Origin of the sequence: Streptomyces sp. SirexAA-E, from assembly GCF_000177195.2 — a bacterium.
Lineage (GTDB): Bacteria > Actinomycetota > Actinomycetes > Streptomycetales > Streptomycetaceae > Streptomyces > Streptomyces flavovirens.
Window position 1 is genome coordinate 4623184 of sequence record NC_015953.1, and the last position, 19699, is coordinate 4642882.

At 72.0% G+C, this 19699-nt stretch carries 19 protein-coding genes; 11 read left to right on the forward strand and 8 right to left on the reverse strand.

Annotation, left to right across the window (positions count from 1 at the left end; translation table 11 throughout):
• Positions 1-24: 24 nt before the first annotated feature.
• Entirely contained in the window at positions 25-462 is a 438-nt protein-coding gene (locus SACTE_RS20775; RefSeq protein ID WP_026359197.1) for a gamma-glutamylcyclotransferase, read from the reverse strand.
• A gap of 250 nt (positions 463-712) precedes the next feature.
• Here SACTE_RS20775 and SACTE_RS20780 point away from each other — a divergent pair, with 250 nt between their 5' ends.
• Together SACTE_RS20780 and SACTE_RS20785 are read left to right on the forward strand one after the other, a co-directional pair.
• The gene (locus SACTE_RS20780) at positions 713-2152 is read left to right on the forward strand and encodes an NAD(P)H-quinone dehydrogenase (protein WP_014047977.1); all 1440 of its coding nucleotides are present in this window, start codon (positions 713-715) and stop codon (positions 2150-2152) included.
• Between the two features lie 144 nt (positions 2153-2296).
• Positions 2297-3259: a DeoR/GlpR family DNA-binding transcription regulator gene (locus SACTE_RS20785; protein ID WP_078492649.1), complete on the forward strand. Its 963-nt coding sequence runs from the start codon at positions 2297-2299 to the stop codon at positions 3257-3259.
• Between the two features lie 35 nt (positions 3260-3294).
• Here the strand turns inward: SACTE_RS20785 and SACTE_RS20790 are convergent, their stop codons facing one another.
• Both SACTE_RS20790 and SACTE_RS20795 read right to left on the reverse strand, forming a co-directional pair.
• On the reverse strand, positions 3295-3891 hold the full coding sequence (locus tag SACTE_RS20790; protein ID WP_014047979.1) for a TetR/AcrR family transcriptional regulator: 597 nt from the start codon (positions 3889-3891) through the stop codon (positions 3295-3297).
• Positions 3892-4012: 121 nt separating this feature from the next.
• Positions 4013-5767, reverse strand: coding sequence for a biotin carboxylase N-terminal domain-containing protein (locus SACTE_RS20795; protein WP_014047980.1), 1755 nt, complete (start codon positions 5765-5767; stop codon positions 4013-4015).
• Between the two features lie 421 nt (positions 5768-6188).
• On the opposite strand from SACTE_RS20795, the gene SACTE_RS20800 reads away from it, so the two are divergent.
• The gene (locus tag SACTE_RS20800) at positions 6189-6647 is read left to right on the forward strand and encodes a hypothetical protein (RefSeq protein WP_014047981.1); all 459 of its coding nucleotides are present in this window, start codon (positions 6189-6191) and stop codon (positions 6645-6647) included.
• A gap of 6 nt (positions 6648-6653) precedes the next feature.
• Here SACTE_RS20800 and SACTE_RS20805 read toward each other — a convergent pair whose 3' ends face one another.
• From SACTE_RS20805 to SACTE_RS20815, 4 genes are all read right to left on the reverse strand, one after another.
• Positions 6654-7265, reverse strand: a complete 612-nt coding sequence (locus tag SACTE_RS20805; RefSeq protein WP_014047982.1) for a nucleoside triphosphate pyrophosphatase — start codon at positions 7263-7265, stop codon at positions 6654-6656.
• 34 nt (positions 7266-7299) lie between these two features.
• The gene (locus SACTE_RS35430) at positions 7300-7428 is read right to left on the reverse strand and encodes a hypothetical protein (RefSeq protein ID WP_014047983.1); all 129 of its coding nucleotides are present in this window, start codon (positions 7426-7428) and stop codon (positions 7300-7302) included.
• A gap of 76 nt (positions 7429-7504) precedes the next feature.
• The gene (locus SACTE_RS20810; protein ID WP_014047984.1) at positions 7505-7711 is read right to left on the reverse strand and encodes an acyl-CoA carboxylase epsilon subunit; all 207 of its coding nucleotides are present in this window, start codon (positions 7709-7711) and stop codon (positions 7505-7507) included.
• A gap of 24 nt (positions 7712-7735) precedes the next feature.
• Positions 7736-9316, reverse strand: a complete 1581-nt coding sequence (locus SACTE_RS20815; RefSeq protein ID WP_014047985.1) for an acyl-CoA carboxylase subunit beta — start codon at positions 9314-9316, stop codon at positions 7736-7738.
• Positions 9317-9491: 175 nt separating this feature from the next.
• On the opposite strand from SACTE_RS20815, the gene SACTE_RS20820 reads away from it, so the two are divergent.
• The 5 genes from SACTE_RS20820 to hutH all read left to right on the forward strand — a co-directional run bounded on the left by SACTE_RS20820 (position 9492) and on the right by hutH (position 15698).
• Entirely contained in the window at positions 9492-10361 is an 870-nt protein-coding gene (locus SACTE_RS20820; protein ID WP_019993829.1) for a biotin--[acetyl-CoA-carboxylase] ligase, read from the forward strand.
• 205 nt (positions 10362-10566) lie between these two features.
• A complete protein-coding gene (locus tag SACTE_RS20825; protein ID WP_014047987.1) occupies positions 10567-11763 on the forward strand; it encodes an adenylate/guanylate cyclase domain-containing protein in 1197 nt (398 codons plus the stop codon).
• A 192-nt stretch (positions 11764-11955) separates the two neighbouring features.
• On the forward strand, positions 11956-12768 hold the full coding sequence (locus SACTE_RS20830) for an enoyl-CoA hydratase-related protein (RefSeq protein WP_014047988.1): 813 nt from the start codon (positions 11956-11958) through the stop codon (positions 12766-12768).
• A gap of 80 nt (positions 12769-12848) precedes the next feature.
• Positions 12849-14021 carry a GGDEF domain-containing protein gene (locus SACTE_RS20835; protein WP_014047989.1) on the forward strand — a complete coding sequence of 391 codons (1173 nt, stop codon included), beginning with the start codon at positions 12849-12851 and terminating at the stop codon, positions 14019-14021.
• A 126-nt stretch (positions 14022-14147) separates the two neighbouring features.
• Positions 14148-15698: a histidine ammonia-lyase gene (gene hutH, locus SACTE_RS20840; RefSeq protein ID WP_014047990.1), complete on the forward strand. Its 1551-nt coding sequence runs from the start codon at positions 14148-14150 to the stop codon at positions 15696-15698.
• A gap of 56 nt (positions 15699-15754) precedes the next feature.
• Here hutH and SACTE_RS20845 read toward each other — a convergent pair whose 3' ends face one another.
• Positions 15755-16069: a hypothetical protein gene (locus SACTE_RS20845; protein WP_014047991.1), complete on the reverse strand. Its 315-nt coding sequence runs from the start codon at positions 16067-16069 to the stop codon at positions 15755-15757.
• Positions 16070-16176: 107 nt separating this feature from the next.
• On the opposite strand from SACTE_RS20845, the gene SACTE_RS20850 reads away from it, so the two are divergent.
• The 3 genes from SACTE_RS20850 (at position 16177) to SACTE_RS20860 (ending at position 19669) form a co-directional block, all read left to right on the forward strand.
• Complete coding sequence (locus SACTE_RS20850) at positions 16177-16593, forward strand: hypothetical protein (RefSeq protein WP_014047992.1); 417 nt, start codon at positions 16177-16179, stop codon at positions 16591-16593.
• A gap of 160 nt (positions 16594-16753) precedes the next feature.
• Positions 16754-18019 (forward strand): Ig-like domain-containing protein, encoded by a 1266-nt coding sequence (locus tag SACTE_RS20855; protein ID WP_019993826.1) that lies wholly within the window; start codon positions 16754-16756, stop codon positions 18017-18019.
• 165 nt (positions 18020-18184) lie between these two features.
• Positions 18185-19669 carry an ABC transporter permease gene (locus SACTE_RS20860; RefSeq protein WP_014047994.1) on the forward strand — a complete coding sequence of 495 codons (1485 nt, stop codon included), beginning with the start codon at positions 18185-18187 and terminating at the stop codon, positions 19667-19669.
• The last annotated feature ends 30 nt before the right edge of the window (positions 19670-19699 follow it).

Sequence of the window (19699 nt, forward strand, 5' to 3'; positions counted from 1 at the left end):
TGTGCCGGGTGGCTTCCGGGCGGGTCAGCAGGGGCGCTTGCGCAGGCTCATCACATAGTCGTGCGGGGCGCCCGCCGACTCGGCGGCGTCCGCCACCTCGCCCAGGTAGCGGGCGGAGGGCAGGCCGCCCTCGTAGCCGTTCAGCACGTACATCCAGGCCGGCTCCTCGCCGTCCAGGGTGTGCACGCGCACCCGCATACGGCGGTAGATGTCGAGGCCGACGCCTTCCCAGCGGTCCATGGAGTCCTCGTCCATCGGTGCCAGGTCGTACAGCGCGACGAAGACCTGGGAGCGGGGCGCCTCCACGACCGTGGCCAGGGCGCCCTCCCAGCCCATCTGCTCGCCGCCGAACGTCAGCCGCCAGCCGTTCAGCCAGCCGGTGCCGCGCAGCGGTGAATGCGGGGCGCGGCGCGTCATCAGCCGCGCGTCGAGGTTGCCGGCGTACGCGGCGTAGAGCGACATGGGGTCGAGGGTACGGGAGGTGACGGGAAACATGCCGGTTCCGCCGGTCGGCGTCACGGGCCCGAGGGCCGTGCCGGGGCGGAACGAGGGGGCGGGACCGGGCGCGTTCCCGGATGGAGGGCCCCGGGGCGAGGCGGATCGGCGGGTGCGGGACAATGAACTACGTACTGCATTCCCCGGGGCGATCCCCCGGACCCCCGGCCGGGGCGGCAGACGGCCGTGGGATGACACCACGCGAGGCGGACTTCTTGTGACCCGGATCGTGATCATCGGCGGCGGCCCCGGCGGCTACGAGGCGGCACTGGTGGGCGCCCAGCTCGGCGCGGAGGTGACCGTCGTCGACTGCGACGGCCTCGGCGGAGCTTCGGTACTCACCGACTGCGTGCCCTCGAAGACCCTGATCGCGACGGCCGAGGTGATGACCACCTTCGACTCCTCCTACGAGGAGCTGGGCATCATCGTCGCCGACGACACGCCGCACGTCGAGCAGGCGGCGCGCGTGGTCGGGGTCGACCTCGGCAAGGTGAACCGCAGGGTCAAGCGCCTGGCGCTCGCCCAGTCCCACGACATCACCGCCTCCGTGACGCGCGCCGGGGCCCGGGTCATGCGGGGCCGCGGCCGGCTCGAAGGGCTCCAGGCCGCCGACGGCTCGCGCCAGGTCGTGGTGACCGCCGCCGACGGGACGGAGGAGCGGCTCACCGCCGACGCCGTCCTGATCGCGACCGGCGGCCACCCCCGGGAGATCCCGGACGCCCAGCCGGACGGCGAGCGCATCCTGAACTGGACGCAGGTCTACGACCTCGACGAGCTCCCCGAGGAGCTCATCGTGGTCGGCTCCGGTGTGACCGGCGCTGAGTTCGCCGGCGCCTACCAGGCGCTCGGCTCCCGGGTGACCCTCGTCTCCTCCCGGGACCGGGTACTGCCCGGCGAGGACCCGGACGCCGCGGCCGTCCTGGAGGACGTCTTCCGGCGCCGCGGCATGAACGTCATGGCCCGCTCCCGTGCCCAGGCCGCGAAGCGCGTCGGCGACCGCGTCGAGGTCACGCTGGCCGACGGCCGGGTCATCTCCGGCACGCACTGCCTGATGGCGGTCGGCGCGATCCCCAACACGGCGGGCATGGGGCTGGAGGAGGCCGGGGTCCAGCTCAAGGACTCCGGGCACATCCGCACCGACCGGGTCTCGCGCACCAGCGCCCCCGGCGTCTACGCGGCCGGCGACGTCACCGGGGTCTTCGCCCTGGCCTCGGTCGCGGCGATGCAGGGCCGTATCGCGATGTACCACTTCCTCGGCGACGCGGTGACCCCGCTCAACCTCAAGACGGTCTCCGCCAACGTCTTCACCGACCCGGAGATCGCCACGGTCGGCTACAGCCAGGCCGACGTCGATTCCGGCAAGATCGACGCCCGCGTCGTGAAGCTGCCGCTGCTGCGCAACCCGCGCGCCAAGATGCAGGGCATCCGGGACGGCTTCGTCAAGATCCTCTGCCGTCCGGGCACCGAGATCGTCGTCGGCGGATGCGTGGTCGCGCCACGGGCCAGTGAGCTGATCCACCCGATCTCGATCGCGGTCGACAACAACCTGACGGTGGAGCAGATCGCGAACGCCTTCACCGTGTACCCGTCCCTGTCGGGGTCGATCGCGGAAGTGGCCCGGCAGTTGCACACCCGTAAGGGTGTCGGCGAGGCGTAGGCCAAGGCCGTCCGGCCGCTCCTGGACGATGCCTGAAACACAGCGGGGCCCCCTATATCACTAGGGGGCCCCGTCTGTGTACAACTTCTGTTATTCGGCGCAAACTGCTGAAAAGCTACCTACGGCCAGGTTACTGTCAGTTCCGTGTTCGCTGCAGAACGTCGTCAGTTGATCCTCGAAATGGTGCGTGCCAACGGGGCGGTATCGCTCCGTGAGCTCGCCCGCGTCGTCCAGACCTCCGAAGTGACCGTACGGCGGGACGTGCGGGCACTGGAGGCAGAAGGACTCCTCGACCGCCGGCACGGCGGTGCGGTCTTGCCGGGCGGTTTTACGCGGGAGTCCGGCTTTCCGCAGAAATCCCATCTCTCCACCGCGGAGAAGACGGCCATCGCCGACCTGGCCGCCGGACTGGTCGGTGAGGGCGAGGCCATCGTGGTCGGCGCCGGTACGACCACGCAGGAGCTGGCCCGCCGGCTCGCGCGTGTCCCCGGCCTGACCGTGGTCACCAACTCGCTGCTGGTCGCCCAGGCGTTGGCCCATGCCAACCGGGTGGAAGTGGTGATGACCGGCGGCACCCTGCGCGGGAGCAACTACGCGCTCGTGGGCAGTGGGGCCGAGCAGTCCCTCCAGGGGCTGCGGGTCTCCAGGGCGTTCCTCTCCGGGAGCGGGCTGACCGCCGAACGCGGACTGTCCACGTCCAACATGCTCTCGGCGAGTGTGGACCGGGCACTGGTGCAGGCCGCGGCGGAGGTGGTGGTCCTGGCGGACCACACCAAGCTCGGCTCCGACACCATGTTCCAGACGGTACCCACGGAGCTGATCACCCGTCTGGTGACGGACGAACCGCCGGCCCACGACGAACGGGCCGCCACCGAGCTCCAGGCGCTGGCGGACCAGGGCGTCGAGATCACGGTCGCGGGGTCGGAGTCGGAGCACACGGGCGGCGGCGAGGGTCTGAACCAGGGCCGCAGGCCCCGCCCCGACCTGCCGCTGCCGGGCCAGCGGCGTACACACCCGGGCGGTGGACCGGCCGGGCTCGGCCCGCAGCTGCGGAGCACGGACGGGCCCGGGGAACGGGCCCGGGTGGCGGACCTCCGGCGACGGTAGGCGGGGCCCCGAGCGCACCCGCCGGATCGCGGCGCTCAGGGCGCGGCGCGCAGGCCCTGGAGGGTGAGGCGCAGGAGGCGGGCCGCCAGAGCCGGGTCCGCCGGGGTCTGTTCCGCCGCCAGGGCGATCGCGTTCGTCAGCTGCAACAGGTCGTCGATCGAGACGTCCGCCCGCACCGCGCCGCTCGCCTGGGCCCGCTCCAGCAGCCGCGCCCCCGCCTGACGCAACGGCACATGGCACTCGGTCAGGGCCGAAGTCCGGTCCACCGAGGCCGACATGAGAGCCTGCGCCAGACCGCGGTACTCGCCGGCGTGGCTGACGATCGCGCCCAGCCACTCCACGAGCGCGGTGCACGGCTGCTCGGACCCGGCCAGTTCCCGGGAGCGGGTCAGCAGCGCCGTCAGCGCCTCTTGGAAGACCGCGTTCATCAGGGCGTGCCGGTTGGGGAAGTGCCGGTACAGGGTGCCGATGCCCACGCCCGCCCCCCGGGCGATGTCCTCCAGCGAGGCATCCGTGCCGTGCTCCGCGAACGACGTACGGGCCTCGCCGAGCAGCCGGTCGTAGTTGCGGCGCGCGTCGGCGCGCATGGGGCGGTCCGGCGCCCGCGTCCCCGCCGTGCTGCTCGTCGCCATCGCACTGCCCTCCTGGTGTCCGCTCCGGGTCCAGGATGCCACCGACCGCCCGGCCGCCGTCGGGCACGCGGACGCGTGCGGTCGGGCTGCCGGGCGGCCGGGTGGTCGAGAGCGGGGCTGATCAGTCCTTGATCTCGCAGATCACGGCGCCGGAGGAGACCGACGTACCCACGGTCGCCGCGAGTCCCTTGACGGTGCCGGAGCGGTGGGCGTTGAGGGGTTGTTCCATCTTCATGGCCTCCAGGACGACGACGAGGTCGCCTTCCTTGACCTCCTGGCCCTCCTCGACCGCGATCTTGACGATCGTGCCCTGCATGGGCGAGGCGAGGGTGTCGCCGGAAGCGGCCGATCCGGCCTTCTTCGCGGCGCGGCGCTTGGGTTTGGCGCCGGCGGCGAGGCCGGTGCGGGCCAGGCTCATGCCGAGCGAGGAGGGCAGGGAGACCTCCAGGCGCTTGCCGCCGACCTCGACGACGACGGTCTCACGGCCGGAGTCCTCGTCCGCCTCCGCTTCCGCGGGGACGGTGAAGGGCTTGATGTCGTTGACGAACTCGGTCTCGATCCACCGGGTGTGGATACGGAAGGGGTCCGAGGTGAACGCCGGATCGACGACGACGGCACGGTGGAAGGGGATGGCGGTGGCCATGCCCTCGACCGTGAACTCGCCCAGCGCCCGCGCCGCCCGCTGAAGGGCCTGCTCACGCGTCGCCCCGGTCACCACCAGCTTGGCCAGCAGCGAGTCCCACGCCGGACCGATGACACTGCCCGACTCCACACCCGCGTCCAGCCGGACACCGGGACCGGACGGCGGGGCGAACAGGGTGACGGTGCCCGGCGCGGGCAGGAAGCCACGGCCCGGGTCCTCACCGTTGATACGGAACTCGAAGGAGTGCCCGCGCACGGCCGGGTCCCCGTAACCCAGCTCCTCACCGTCCGCGATCCGGAACATCTCCCGCACCAGGTCCAGGCCCGTGACCTCCTCGGTGACCGGGTGCTCCACCTGCAGACGGGTGTTGACCTCCAGGAACGAGATCGTGCCGTCCAGACCGACGAGGAACTCCACCGTGCCGGCGCCGACGTAGCCGGCCTCCTTCAGGATCGCCTTCGACGCCCGGTACAGCTCCGCGTTCTGCTCCTGGGTCAAAAACGGTGCGGGCGCCTCCTCCACCAGCTTCTGGTGGCGGCGCTGCAGCGAGCAGTCACGGGTGGAGACCACGACCACGTTGCCGTGGGTGTCGGCCAGGCACTGCGTCTCCACGTGCCGGGGCTTGTCGAGGTAGCGCTCCACGAAGCACTCGCCGCGCCCGAAGGCCGCCACCGCCTCACGGACCGCCGAGTCGTACAGCTCGGGAATCTCCTCCAGGGTGCGGGCCACCTTCAGCCCGCGCCCGCCACCACCGAACGCCGCCTTGATCGCGATCGGGAGGCCGTTCCGCTCGGCGAACTCCACGACCTCCGCCGAGCCGGACACCGGGTCCGGGGTGCCGGCCACCAGCGGTGCGCCCGCGCGCTGGGCGATGTGGCGGGCCGCGACCTTGTCACCGAGGTCGCGGATGGCCTGCGGCGGCGGACCGATCCACGTCAGACCCGCGTCCAGCACCGCCTGGGCGAACTCGGCGTTCTCCGAGAGGAAGCCGTAACCCGGGTGGATCGCGTCCGCCCCGGAGTCCTTGGCGGCCTGGAGCACCTTGGCCATGTCCAGATAGCTGGCGGCCGGGGTGTCACCGCCCAGAGCGAACGCCTCGTCGGCCGCGCGGACGTGCAGAGCATCCCGGTCCGGATCGGCGTAGACGGCTACGCTCGCGATTCCGGCATCCCGGCAAGCCCGAGCGACGCGGACAGCGATTTCGCCACGGTTGGCGATGAGCACCTTGCGCACGATGACTCCCTCCTTGAGAACAAGCTGAGTTTAGGGACTACCGACACGGCCGTACGACCCGTCCCCAATGGTGAACTTGCCCACACGGAGTGTGATTCGAGGCTTGCTCGAGTCGTGAAATCCCTTGTCGCACCACGGTACGCCGGGACCCTTGACCGCACAGTAGCCACGAGGTGTGGTCCAAGTCTCTGTTCGTACGGTCAACCCCGCGCGGCGTTTCTTTGTGGACTCCCTACGAACGGCCGAGGGAAACTTTGCCGCCCGCACGAGGCGGTGCGGAGCAGGCGCGCAGGAAGCGCGTGTCAGGAGTGGCGCAGCACGCGGGGCGCATGACCGGCGCACGACCCCTTGTCCGATGTGTTACCTGTGAGTAGGGTCCGCGCTGTACCGCACGTACTGTAGGTAACAGGGGGTGGGCGCCGTGGTGCGCAGGACCGTGGCCGTGGTGACCGCGATCGTGCTGTTCGGGGAGGCCGTCGGGATCGTGCTGGTCAACGCGGTCCTCGCGAGCGTCGTCGACAACCAGCAGATGTCCCTGGCCGGTATGGACCCGGGTGCGATGTCCACCGGTACATGGGTGCTCGGTGTCCTCTCCGGCGTCCTGCTGGTGCTGTGCGGGCTGATACCGCTCGTCGCGGCCGTCCGGGACCGGGCGCCGGGCCGCTTCGCCCGGATCGCGCTCATCGGCTGCGCGGTCGTGCACGGGGTGCTCGGCGCGCTCGCGGTCGGCCTGGTCGGCTGGGCGGCCTTCGGGGTGATGACGGCGGTCCTGGCACTGCTCGTCTGGACCCTGGTGTCCTACGGACCGCGGGTGCCGGGCTCGGAGCCGGGCGGCACGGGCGAGGGCGGCGCCGCGGCCGGGGCCCCGGCCGCCGTGTGACCCCTCTCAGGCCCACAACTCGGTGACGGAGATGCCGAGTTCGCCGAGGAGGCGGCGCAGCAGCGGCATCGAGAGGCCGATGACGTTGCCGTGGTCGCCCTCGATGGACTCGATGAACGGCGCCGAGCGGCCGTCCAGGGTGAACGCCCCCGCGACGTACAGCGGTTCGCCCGAGGCGACGTAGGCCGCGACCTCCGCGTCGGTCGGCTCGCCGAAGTGGACCGTGGTCGAGGCGGTGGCCGACGCCGTGCGGCCGGTCGCCGTGTCGATCACGCTGTGCCCGGTCCGCAGGACACCGGTCCTCCCGCGCATGGACGTCCAGCGGGCCGTGGCCTCCTCGGCGTCGGCGGGCTTGCCGAGCGCCCGGCCGTCCAGTTCGAGCACCGAGTCGCAGCCGATGACCAGCGCGCCCCGGGCCTCGGGCCGGTCCGCCACCGCGGCGGCCTTGGCCCGCGCCAGGACGAGCGCCAGCTCGCCCGGGGTCGGAGCGGTGAGCGCGTCCTCGTCCACACCGCTGACGACGACCTCGGGGGCGAAGCCCGCCTGACGCAGCAGGCCGAGACGGGCGGGAGAGGCGGAGGCGAGCACGAGGCGGCGCTGATCAGTCATACCGGCCATCGTAGGCGGGCCGGGGACGGCCCCACGGCGTGCTTCAGCGGATGCCCAGCACGAACATCGCCACGACCATGGCCAGCGCGAGCAGCAGCCCCGCGCGACGCATCATGTCCTGGGCGTCGCGCAGTTCCTTGGGCGGCTTGTTCTCGGGATCGGACCACAGCATGTGTCCGATGGTGCTCCGGGCACGCCCGCGGCGCCTGAGTACGCGTACTCAAGCGCCGCGGGGGCCTTCTTCCGGATCAGGCCGGCCAGTACGTACGGGCCCAGGACCGCGGTCCCGGGCGCCGTGTCCCCTGGCGTGCGATGCGGCCCGGGTCCGACCACTGCTCGGGCGGCATCGGCGGCCCGGACGGTGCGGCGGCGGCCGCCGCCGCGCGCGCCCTGACCACCGCGAGGGCGGCGGCCAGCTCCTCCGGGGTCGGATTGCCCCGTACGACCTTGATCATGGTGGCTCCCGGTGGTGGTGGCGGTCAGAGGGGGATGTTGCCGTGCTTCTTCGGGGGCAGCGCCTCGCGCTTGGTCCGCAGCTGGCGCAGCCCCTTCACCAGGTGGGCCCGGGTGTCGGACGGCATGATCACCGCGTCGACGTAGCCGCGCTCGGCCGCGACGTACGGGTTGAGCAGCGTGTCCTCGTAGTCCGCGATCAGCTCCGTGCGCGTGGCGTCCGGGTCCTCGGCGGCGGCGATCGTCCGGCGGTGCAGGATGTTGACCGCGCCCTGCGCGCCCATCACCGCGATCTGCGCGGTCGGCCAGGCCAGGTTGAGGTCGGCGCCCAGGTGCTTGGAGCCCATGACGTCGTAGGCCCCGCCGAACGCCTTGCGGGTGATCACGGTGATCAGCGGGACGGTGGCCTCCGCGTAGGCGTAGATCAGCTTGGCGCCGCGGCGGATGATCCCGCCGTACTCCTGGTCGACCCCGGGCAGGAAGCCGGGCACGTCCACGAAGGTCAGCACCGGCACGTTGAACGCGTCGCAGGTGCGCACGAAGCGGGCGGCCTTCTCGCTCGCGTCGATGTCCAGGCATCCGGCGAACCGCATCGGCTGGTTGGCGACGACGCCCACCGGATAGCCCTCGACGCGTCCGAACCCGGTGATGATGTTCGGCGCGAACAGCGCCTGGGTCTCCAGGAACTCCCCGTCGTCCAGCACGTGCTCGATGGCGGTGTGCATGTCGTACGGCTGGTTCGCCGAGTCCGGGATGAGCGTGTCCAGCTCCCGGTCCTCGTCGGTGACCGTCAGGTCCGCCTCCTCCGGGAAGGCCGGGGCCTCGGAGAGGTTGTTCGACGGGAGGTAGGACAGCAGGGACTTGACGTACTCGACGGCGTCCTTCTCGTCGCCCGCCATGTGGTGCGCCACCCCGGAGGTGGTGTTGTGCGTACGGGCGCCGCCCAGCTGCTCGAAGCCGACGTCCTCACCGGTGACCGTCTTGATGACGTCGGGACCGGTGATGAACATGTGCGAGGTCTGGTCGACCATGACCGTGAAGTCGGTGATCGCGGGGGAGTAGACCGCGCCGCCCGCGCACGGCCCGACGATCAGTGAGATCTGCGGGACGACACCCGAGGCGTGCACGTTGCGGCGGAAGATCTCGGCGAACAGGCCGAGGGCGGCCACGCCCTCCTGGATGCGGGCGCCGCCGCCGTCGTTGATGCCGACGACCGGGCAGCCGGTCTTCATCGCGAAGTCCATGACCTTCACGATCTTCTCGCCGTAGACCTCACCGAGCGAGCCGCCGAAGATGGTGAAGTCCTGCGAGTAGACGCAGACGGGGCGGCCGTCGACCGTGCCGTAGCCGGTGACGACGCCGTCCCCGTACGGGCGGTTCTTCTCGATGCCGAAATTGGTCGACCGGTGGCGGGCGAACTCGTCGAGCTCCACGAAGGAACCCTCGTCGAGCAGCAGATCGACGCGTTCACGTGCGGTCAACTTGCCCTTGGCGTGCTGCTTTTCGACCGCACGTGCGGAACCTGCGTGCGTGGCCTCGTCGATACGCCGCCGAAGGTCGGCGATCTTGCCCGCGGTCGTGTGGATGTCGCTCTGCGGCTCGGACATCGGGTGGCGGCTCCCTGCCTGGTCACGGGGACGGCTGGTACATCCAGTGAAGGTGCTGGACCGATATGTGCTCGACGGCTACCGGCTCGTCGGCTCCTGTTGGCTACTGATCCGTAGCGTATCGGCGGGGATACGGTTCGGCAGTGCGTCGTTGGCCACACCTAGTGTGGGTTGCATGACTCCTCCGGACGCCCCGCGCAACCGCTGGTCGGACCTCGACCGGCCGCCCCTGAACACCGCAGCGCTGCGACGCGGACTGCTGAGACCCGGCGGCCTGTGGAGCTCGCTCGACATCGTCGAGGCGACCGGCTCCACCAACTCCGATCTCGCCGCCCGGGCCGCCGGCGCACTGGCCGAGGGCGCGGTGCTGGTCGCCGAGGAGCAGACCGCGGGCCGCGGGCGCCTCGACCGCGTCTGGACGGCACCGCCCCGCTCGGGCCTCTTCTTCTCGGTCTACCTCACCCCCGGCGGCGGCGTACCCGCCGAGCGGTGGGGATGGCTGCCCCTGCTGGCCGGGGTCGCCACGGCCACCGGGCTCGCGCAGTCGGCGGGCGTCGACATGGCACTGAAATGGCCCAACGACCTCCTGGTCACCGTGCACGGCTCGGAACGCAAGACCGGCGGCATCCTCGCCGAGCGCGCCGCGGACGGCGTGGTCGTCGGCATCGGCCTCAACGTCTCCCTGCGCGCCGCCGAGCTGCCCGCCCCGCACGCCGGGTCGCTGGCGCTGGCCGGAGCCGCCTCGACGGACCGGGAGACGCTGCTGCGGGCCGTCCTGCGCTCCCTGGAGCAGTGGTACACACGCTGGCGTGACGCGGGGGGCGACGCGGCCGAGAGCGGCCTCCAGGCGGCGTACGCGGCCGGCTGCGCCACGCTGGACCGGCCGGTGCGGGCCGAGCTGCCGGGCGACCGCTCCGTCGTGGGCGAGGCCGTCGCGATCGACGGCGACGGGCGGCTGGTCCTGGCCACCGGCGACGGACTCCAGGAACCCGTCTCGGCCGGCGACATCGTGCACCTGCGCGGTGTGGAGGGCGGGCTCACCTGATCCCGGGCCAGCGCGCGGCCCTCGCCGGGCGGTGCGGGGCGCGCGCCCGGCGCGTGCGGTGCCCCCACATACGGGTGATGTCACCCCGGACGGCGCCTGAACCGGGCGACCGCGGACGTGAGCCAGGGCACACCTGCCGTATCGTTGAGGCGATCCAGCGACAGATCGGCAGGGCAGTGGCCAGGGAACGGGCAGGAGGCGGCCGGTGACCGTCGACGACACGAGTTCCGGGGACGGCACCGACCCCCCGTCGGAACCCTCGGTCCATTCCACACCGCACCACGAGGTCGACCACACGGCCGAACCGACCGACGACCCCCTCGCCATCCGGCTGGAAGCGCTCATCCTGGGCAGCGACCGCCGCTACACGCCCTTCCAAGCGGCCCGGACCGCCGGTGTCTCCATGGACCTGGCGTCCCGGTTCTGGCGGGCCATGGGATTCGCCGACATCGGGCAGGCCAAGGCGCTCACCGAGGCCGACGTGCTGGCGCTGCGGCGGCTGGCCGGTCTGGTGGAGGCGGGGCTGCTCAGCGAGCCGATGGCGATCCAGGTGGCCCGGTCCACCGGGCAGACCACCGCCCGGCTGGCGGAGTGGCAGATCGACTCGTTCCTGGAGGGCCTGACCGAGCCCCCCGAACCCGGCATGACCCGCACCGAGGTCACCTATCCGCTGGTCGAGCTGCTGCTGCCCGAGCTCCAGGAGTTCCTGGTGTACGTCTGGCGGCGGCAGCTGGCCGCGGCCACCGGCCGGGTCGTGCAGGCCGCGGACGACGAGGAGATGGTCGACCGGCGCCTGGCCGTGGGCTTCGCCGACCTGGTGGGATTCACCCGGCTGACCCGGCGGCTGGAGGAGGAGGAGCTCGGCGAGCTGGTCGAGGCATTCGAGACGACCTCGGCGGACCTGGTCGCCGCCCACGGCGGGCGGCTCATCAAGACCCTCGGCGACGAGGTCCTCTTCGCGGCGGACGACGCCGGTACGGCCGGTGAGATAGCCCTCCGGCTGGTCGAGGCGATGGCTCAGGACACCACGATGCCCGCGCTGCGGGTCGGCATCGCGTTCGGCACGGTCACCACCCGCATGGGCGATGTCTTCGGTACGACGGTGAACCTGGCCAGCCGGCTCACCTCGATAGCGCCGAAGGACGCCGTGCTGGTCGACGGGGCGTTCGCCCAGGAACTGACACGGACGGGGGACGCGCCCGCCTCCGAGACGGAGGCCGCCGAGGAGGCCGCCGCGGCGGCCGAGCGGGCCCGGCTGGCCGAGAAGGAGGGGCGGCGGGACGAGGAGCCGCCGCCGCCGACGTACCGCTTCGGGCTGCAGCCGATGTGGCAGCGGCCGGTGCGGGGGCTGGGCGTGGTCGAGCCGTGGCTGCTGGCACGGCGGGGCAAGCCGTCCAGCTGACGGGGCCGGGCTCCCGCCCCGGATGCCGCCGGGTGCCCGGACGGGCCGGTTTCCGGAGCTCCGTCCCTGGCCCCGCTCGGCAAGCGCCTGAGGTGCTGGGGCGAGGTGCCGTGGCTGACGTCGCGCGCCCGCCAGGTATGACGGGACAGCCCTTAGGATCCGGTAACGCTCGTTAACCGGAGGGGATCAGTCATGACCGTCACGTCGGAGCAGCGGTTCGGGGAGTTCGTCGTCGTACGGCGGCACGAGGGCCAGGAACACGTCGCCGAGCTGGTGCTCGACCGGCCGAAGGCGATGAACGCCGTGTCCAGCGAGATGGCCCGTTCGATCGGGGCAGCCTGCGCCGCGCTCGCCGCCGACCACGGGGTGCGCGCCACCGTGCTCACCTCCAGCCACGAGCGGGCGTTCTGCGTGGGCGCGGACCTCAAGGAGCGGAACTCGTTCAGCGACGCCGAGCTGGTACGGCAGCGGCCCACCGCCAGGGCCGCGTACACCGGGGTGCTCGAACTGCCGATGCCGGTCGTCGCGGCGGTGCACGGCTTCGCCCTCGGCGGCGGCTTCGAGCTGGCGCTGGCCTGCGACGTGATCGTGGCCGACCGTACGGCCGTCGTCGGGCTGCCCGAGGTCTCCGTGGGGGTCATCCCGGGCGGCGGGGGCACGCAGCTGCTGCCCCGCCGGGTCGGCGCCGCGCGCGCCGCCGAGCTGGTCTTCACCGCGCGGCGGGTCGAGGCGGCCGAGGCGCACGCCCTGGGGCTGGTCGACGAGCTGGTGGAGGCCGGCCGGGACCGCGAGGAGGCGCTGGCGCTCGGCGGCCGTGTCGCGGCCAACTCCCCGGTGGGCCTGCGGGCCGCCAAGCGGGCGCTCCGGCTGGGACAGGGGCTGGACCTGCGGGCCGGGCTGGAGGTGGAGGACGCGGCCTGGCGGTCGGTGGCCTTCTCCGGGGACCGGGCCGAGGGCGTGGCCGCGTTCAACGAGAAGCGGAAGCCGAACTGGCCCGGCGAGTGACCCGGGCGGGCGGCGCGGGGGTGAGGACCACCGGCGTCGCCGACTGATCGAATCGGCGGAAACCTCCCTAAGCTGGAGCGATGGGCGGTGATGATGTGCGGCTGCGCGCCGTGGTGTCGCTGGCGCAGACCATGGCGGCGGCCTGCACGCCGCAGGAGTCGTGGCGGGCGGCGGCGCTCGGGGCGTGCGAGGCGCTGGGCGGCAGCTTCGCCGCTCTCTCCGTGTGGGAGCGCGACCGGGGCAGGCTGCGGGTGCTGGTCAACGCGGGGGAGCGGGCCACCGGGGAGGAGGAGTTCCCCGACGAGGAGGCCTACCCCGTGCACCAGTTCCCGGAGATCACCGAATTCCTGCACGAGCGGTGGGCCGGCGGTGGTGAGCCGGACGCCTGGGTGGAGACCGCCGACGGTGCCCCGGCGGTCGGCGCCCCCGCCCGGGGGGCCCGGCCGTACTGCCACCAGCGGGTCGCCGCGTTGCGCCGGCGCGGCCGGAGCTGCTGTGTGGTGGCGCCGATCGTGCTGCACGGGCGGGCGTGGGGCGAGCTGTACGTCGCCCGCCCGGCCGGCACGGCGGTCTTCGACCGGGACGACGCGGACTTCGCGACGGTGCTGGCGGCCGTCGTGGCGGCCGGCGTCGTGCAGACCGAGCGGCTGGAGGAGGTCCGCAAGCTGGCCTTCACCGACCCGCTGACCGGCCTCGCCAACCGCAGGGCCGTCGACATCAGGCTCGACGAGGCGCTGGACCGGCACCGGACCGAGAACGCCGTGGTCAGTTTGGTCGTCTGCGACGTCAACGGCCTCAAGACGGTCAACGACACCCACGGCCACGCCGTCGGCGACCGTCTGCTGGAACGTTTCGGCTCGGTGCTCTCCCTGTGCGGGGCCATGCTGCCCGGAGCCTTGGCCGCCCGGCTGGGCGGGGACGAGTTCTGCCTGCTGGCGGTGGGTCCCACCGCCGACGAGGTGGTCCGGGTGGCCGAGGAGCTCTGCGCGCGGGCCGTCGGCCTGGAGCTCGGTGACGGGGTGGCCTGCGGAGTCGCCTCGACCGGTGACGACATCGGCCCGGTGCGCTCCGCGCGCCGCCTCTTCCGGCTGGCGGACGCGGCGCAGTACCAGGCGAAGGCGGCCCACTCCAGGAATCCGGTGGTGGCCGGACGGGACGGAGAGGTGATCCGGCTCGCCGACTCGCCGCCCAGGTCGCCGCACGACCGGCGCCGACTGCGCGGCAGCCCGCCGCCGGACGGGCACCCGGTGTGACGGCCGCCGGACGGGCACCGGCCGTGACGGCCGTCGGACACCGGGTCGTCGGCCGGCGGCGGCCGTAAGGGGTCAGGCCCCCGACCACTGATGACATGGCGGCTTTCAGTACGTACGCTTCTGAATATGGATATGCATACTGTCGTGCTGGGGACGTCCGGTACCACCGCCGAGGAAGTCGTCGCCGTGGCCCGCGAGGGTGCCCGGGTCGAACTCTCCGCGGCCGCCGTGGAAGCGCTCGCCGCCGCCCGCGAGATCGTCGAGGCCCTCGCCGCCAAGCCCGAGCCGGTCTACGGCGTCTCCACCGGCTTCGGCGCCCTCGCCACCCGGCACATCAGCCCCGGACTGCGGGCGCAGCTCCAGCGCAACATCGTCCGCTCGCACGCGGCGGGCATGGGTCCGCGCGTCGAGCGCGAAGTGGTGCGGGCGCTGATGTTCCTGCGGCTGAAGACCGTCGCCTCCGGCCACACCGGCGTACGCCCCGAGGTCGCGCAGACCATGGCCGACGTGCTCAACGCGGGCATCACCCCGGTCGTCCACGAGTACGGTTCGCTCGGCTGCTCCGGAGACCTCGCCCCGCTCTCGCACTGCGCGCTGACGCTGATGGGCGAGGGCGACGCCGAGGGCCCCGACGGACTCGTGCGCCCCGCCGCCGAACTCCTCGCCGCGCACGGCATCACCCCCGTCGAGCTGGTCGAGAAGGAGGGGCTCGCCCTCCTCAACGGCACCGACGGCATGCTCGGCATGCTGGTGCTGGCCCTCGCGGACCTGAAGAACCTCTACACCAGCGCCGACATCACCGCCGCGCTCTCCCTGGAGGCACTCCTCGGCACGGAGAAGGTTCTCGCCCCGGAGCTCCACGCCCTGCGCCCGCACCCCGGCCAGGGCGCCTCCGCCGACAACATGCTGCGGGTGCTGGCCGGCTCCGGCCTCACCGGGCACCACCAGGACGACGTCCCCCGGGTCCAGGACGCCTACTCCGTACGCTGTGCCCCCCAGGTCAACGGGGCCGGGCGGGACACCCTCACGCACGGGCGGCTCGTCGCCGACCGCGAACTGGCCGCCGCCGTCGACAACCCGGTGGTGCTCCCGGGAGGCCGGGTCGAGTCCAACGGCAACTTCCACGGGGCGCCCGTCGCGTACGTGCTGGACTTCCTGGCCATCGTCGCGGCCGACCTCGGCTCGATCTGCGAGCGCCGTACGGACCGGCTGCTGGACAAGAACCGTTCGCACGGGCTGCCGCCGTTCCTCGCCGACGACGCCGGGGTGGACTCGGGGCTGATGATCGCCCAGTACACGCAGGCCGCGCTGGTCAGCGAGCTGAAGCGGCTCGCCGTCCCGGCGTCCGTCGACTCGATCCCGTCCTCCGCGATGCAGGAGGACCACGTCTCCATGGGCTGGTCGGCCGCGCGCAAGCTGCGTACCGCCGTCGGGAACCTGGCCCGGATCGTGGCCGTCGAGCTGTACGCCGCCACCCGCGCCGTCGAGCTGCGTGCCGCGGCCGGAATGGCCCCGGCGCCCGCCTCGCTCGCCGCAGTCGAGGCGCTGCGGGCCGCCGGTGCGCAGGGGCCGGGGCCCGACCGCTTCCTCTCCCCGGACCTGGCCGCCGCCGACGCCTTCGTGTCGCGGGGCGGGCTCGTCAGGGCCGTGGAAGCGGTGACCGGCCCGCTCGCCTGACCGCGGCGACGCGGAGGCCGCCGCACCACGGGGCGCGGCGGCCTCCGCTCCCGACGTCAGGCACCGGCGTCCACGGCGCCGTCACGGCGCACCGAGTACGCGACGAATCCGGCGCCGACGCACAGGGAGAGCGTGCCGCCGACGAGATACGGAGTGGTGTCGACACCGGTACCGGTGTCGGCGAGCGTCTCCTGACCGTCCGCCCGCCCGCTCTCCTGGCCGGACGGCTGTCCGGCCTGTTCCGAGGACCCGGTGAGGCCGGCCCGGTCGGCCGCCCCGTCGGTCGCGTTGGCGGACGGGACGAACCAGAGAGCACAGAGCAGCGTGCCTGCGGCTGTGGTGGTCAGCAGCGTGCGACGAGCGATGGACACAGAATCGATCCCCTAGCGACAACTGTCAGTTGGCCCCGTGCGCCGATGCTAAGCAAAGCAGCGGGTCGGAGGAAAGCCGAGGGTGCGACGGCCGTACGCTCCGGCACATGAGTACGTCGCAGACAACGCAATTCGTCCGGCTCCGTGTCGATCTGGTGCTGGAGATCACCGACGCCGAAGCCCTGACCGGTACCGCACTCGAAACCCTCGCCGCGGAACGCGTCGCCTCGGCGGCGAGCGCCCCCGGAGCACCGGACGGTGATCCCGCCGAGGGGGGCACGCATGCCGACGAGGCGGTCGGGGAAGACGCAGCGGAGGCGGTCGCCGCGCTCGTCGACCCGTTCGACCTGGTCGGTGAGATGCCCGGCGTCGAACTCGCCCAGGCGTCGTGGGACAGCGAGGTGATCGACTACGACCCCGACGCCGAGGACTGGACCGTCGGGGACGACGAGGACGATGCCTTCTACGGGATCGAGGACAATGGGACGGACGACGAGGAAGCCGTCGACGTGACGCAACGCTGACATCCGGCGGGAACCGCCGAGGTCACGAGCGCGTCGATGAGTGGTGTTCCCCACATCTTCACTCGATGTGGAACGGACGACCTGTTCAGGGTGTTCTAGGACATTGACGGGGAGAGTTGTTCTGCTGCCCCGTCCGGGGATCTCGGGGAAATCGGCAACGATGGAGAAGCGTGTGATGACGGACAGCAAGCGGCGCCGGGGCCTCGTGGCCGCGTCCGCACTGCTCGGCGGCGTACTGGTGCTTTCCGCCTGTAGCGACGACGGCGGATCGGGTACGAGCGCCGCCGACAGCTCGAAGACGTCGCAGGCGCAGGTGGACGAGGCGGCGGCCAAGGCCGCGTCCGAGGCCAAGATAACGATCGCGCCGAAGAACGGCGCGATCAACGCGAGCATCAACAACGCGGCCATGGTCACCGTCGCCAAGGGCAAGCTGACCGAGGTCACGATGACCACGTCGGAGGGCAAGGCCGTCGAGGGCACCCTCGCCGGCGACGGTTCCCAGTGGAAGCCGAACGGCCAGCTGGAGCGCTCGACCACGTACAAGATCAGCGCCACGGCGACCGACTCCGAGGGACGGCAGGCGCACGCCAACAGCTCGTTCACCACGGTCTCGCCGGAGAACAGCTTCATCGGGAACTTCACCCCCGAGGACGGTTCCACGGTCGGCGTCGGCATGCCCGTCTCGATCAACTTCAACAAGGCGATCACCAACCAGAAGGCCGTCCAGGACGGCATCACGGTGACGTCGAGCAGCGGCCAGGAGGTCGTGGGCCACTGGTTCAACAACCAGCGCCTCGACCTGCGCCCCGAGGACTACTGGCAGTCCGGTTCCACCGTCACCCTGAAGCTGGCGCTGGACGGCGTCGAGGGTGCCGACGGCGTCGTGGGCGTGCAGCAGAAGACGGTCACCTTCAAGGTCGGCCGCAACCAGGTCTCCACCGTGGACACCAAGGCCCACACGATGACCGTCACCCGCGACGGCAAGACGATCAAGACCATCCCGATCTCCGCCGGTTCCCCCGACAACCCCACGTACAACGGCCAGATGGTGATCTCCGAGAAGTACAAGGAGACCCACATGGACGGTGCGACCGTCGGCTTCACGGACGACGACGGCAAGAGCGAGTACGACATCACGGACGTCCCGCACGCCATGCGGCTGTCCAGCTCGGGCACCTTCATCCACGGCAACTACTGGGGCAAGGGCATCTTCGGGAGCGTCAACACCAGCCACGGATGCGTCGGTCTGGCCGACGCCCAGGGTGCCGACGACCCCGACACGGCCGGCGCCTGGTTCTACAACAACTCCATGATCGGTGACGTGGTCGTCGTCAAGAACTCCCCGGACAAGACGATCGCCCCCGACAACGGGCTCAACGGCTGGAACATGAGCTGGTCGGAGTGGACGGCGGGCTCCGCCGGCTGATCACACGCCCGGCCCCCTTCCCCGTACGAAGGCGGCGGCACCCGGAGTCCCGGGTGCCGCCGCCTTCGGCGTGTCCGGGTGCGCGTACGGAACGGGTGCGGGGTTCTCATGCGGCTCTCATCGCAGCCTTAACTCCCCATCACGCCCACTCCATATCTTCGCGCCATGTTCTTCACCTACCTCCGGCGCGAACTGCGCCGCCGCAGAAAGGCGGCGCTCGTCGTCGCCTCGGGGCTCGCCCTCGGTATCGCGCTGGTCATCATCGTCAGTTCCGTCTCCTCGGGCATGGCCAAGGCCCAGGACAAGGTCCTGGAATCGCTGTACGGCCTGGGTACGGACATGACGGTGACCAAGGCCGCCGCCGCACCGAAGTCCGGCGGCTCCGAGCGGCCCCGCTTCGAGTTCGACGCCAAGGACGACGAGGACGAGACCCAGAGCACGGACCGGGTCATGGTCCAGGGCTTCCAGACGCTCGCCTCCAGCACCGTCGACAAGGTCGGCGCGCAGGACGGGGTCGCCGACGCCGTGGGCGGGCTCAGCCTGACCGTCATGAAGGTCGACGGCCAGTTCAAACGCGGCGAGTTCAAGCAGGACGAGGGCGCCTCCCAGGGCGGCCAGGGCGGCGGCCGGGGCGGCGGCGGTGGCGGTGGGCAGCCGCAGGGTGAGGTCCAGGGCGGCGGCGCCTCCTTCGACGTCAACTCCTTCACCGTGTACGGCACCGACGTCACCCAGCAGGACCTCGGACCGCTGACCTCCTCCGCGATCACCAAGGGCCGCACCTTCGAGGCGACCGAGACCGACGCCGCGGTCGCGGTCGTCGACTCGGCCTACGCGGAGGAGAAGGAGCTCGCCCTCGACAAGAACGTCACGATCTCCGGAACCGACTACAAGATCGTCGGCATATCGACGGCGGACAGCGGCGACGCCGCGGCCAACGTCTACATCCCCCTGAAGCAGGCGCAGACCGTCGCCGACTCCAAGGACAAGGTCACCACGGTCTATGTGAAGGCCGCCGACTCGCAGAAGATCGACACCGTCAAGGCCGCCATCCAGAAGAACATCTCCGGCACGACGGTCACGACCTCCGCCGACCTCGCCGAAACGGTGTCCGGCTCCCTCTCCACCGCGTCCGACCTGGCCTCCAGCGTCGGCAAGTGGCTCTCCGTCGCGGTCCTGATCGCCGCGTTCCTCGTCGCCGGCCTGCTGACCTCCTCCGCGGTCAGCCGCCGGGTGCGGGAGTTCGGCACCCTCAAGGCGCTCGGCTGGAAGAGCGGACGCGTCACCCGCCAGGTCGTCGGCGAAGCCCTCGTCAACGGCCTGATGGGCGGTGTCATCGGCATCGTCGTCGGTGTGGCCGGGGCGTACGCCGTGACTGCCATCAGCCCCACCCTCAGCGCCGAGCTCGGCTCGGGCGGCGGAGGCGGCATGGGCGGTGGAGGCGGCATGGGCGGCGGCGGCCCGATGGGCGGCGGCGGAGGCCGTCAGGCCGCGTCCAAGACCCTCGACATCGCGCTGACCGCGCCGGTCTCCCTCACCACGATCCTCGTCGCCGTCGGCCTGGCGGTGGCCGGCGGACTCATCGCCGGGGCCTTCGGCGGCTGGCGTGCCTCCCGGCTGCGGCCGGCCGACGCGCTGCGCCGCGTCGCGTAACACCGCCCCTCCCCTTCGTACGTACCGCAG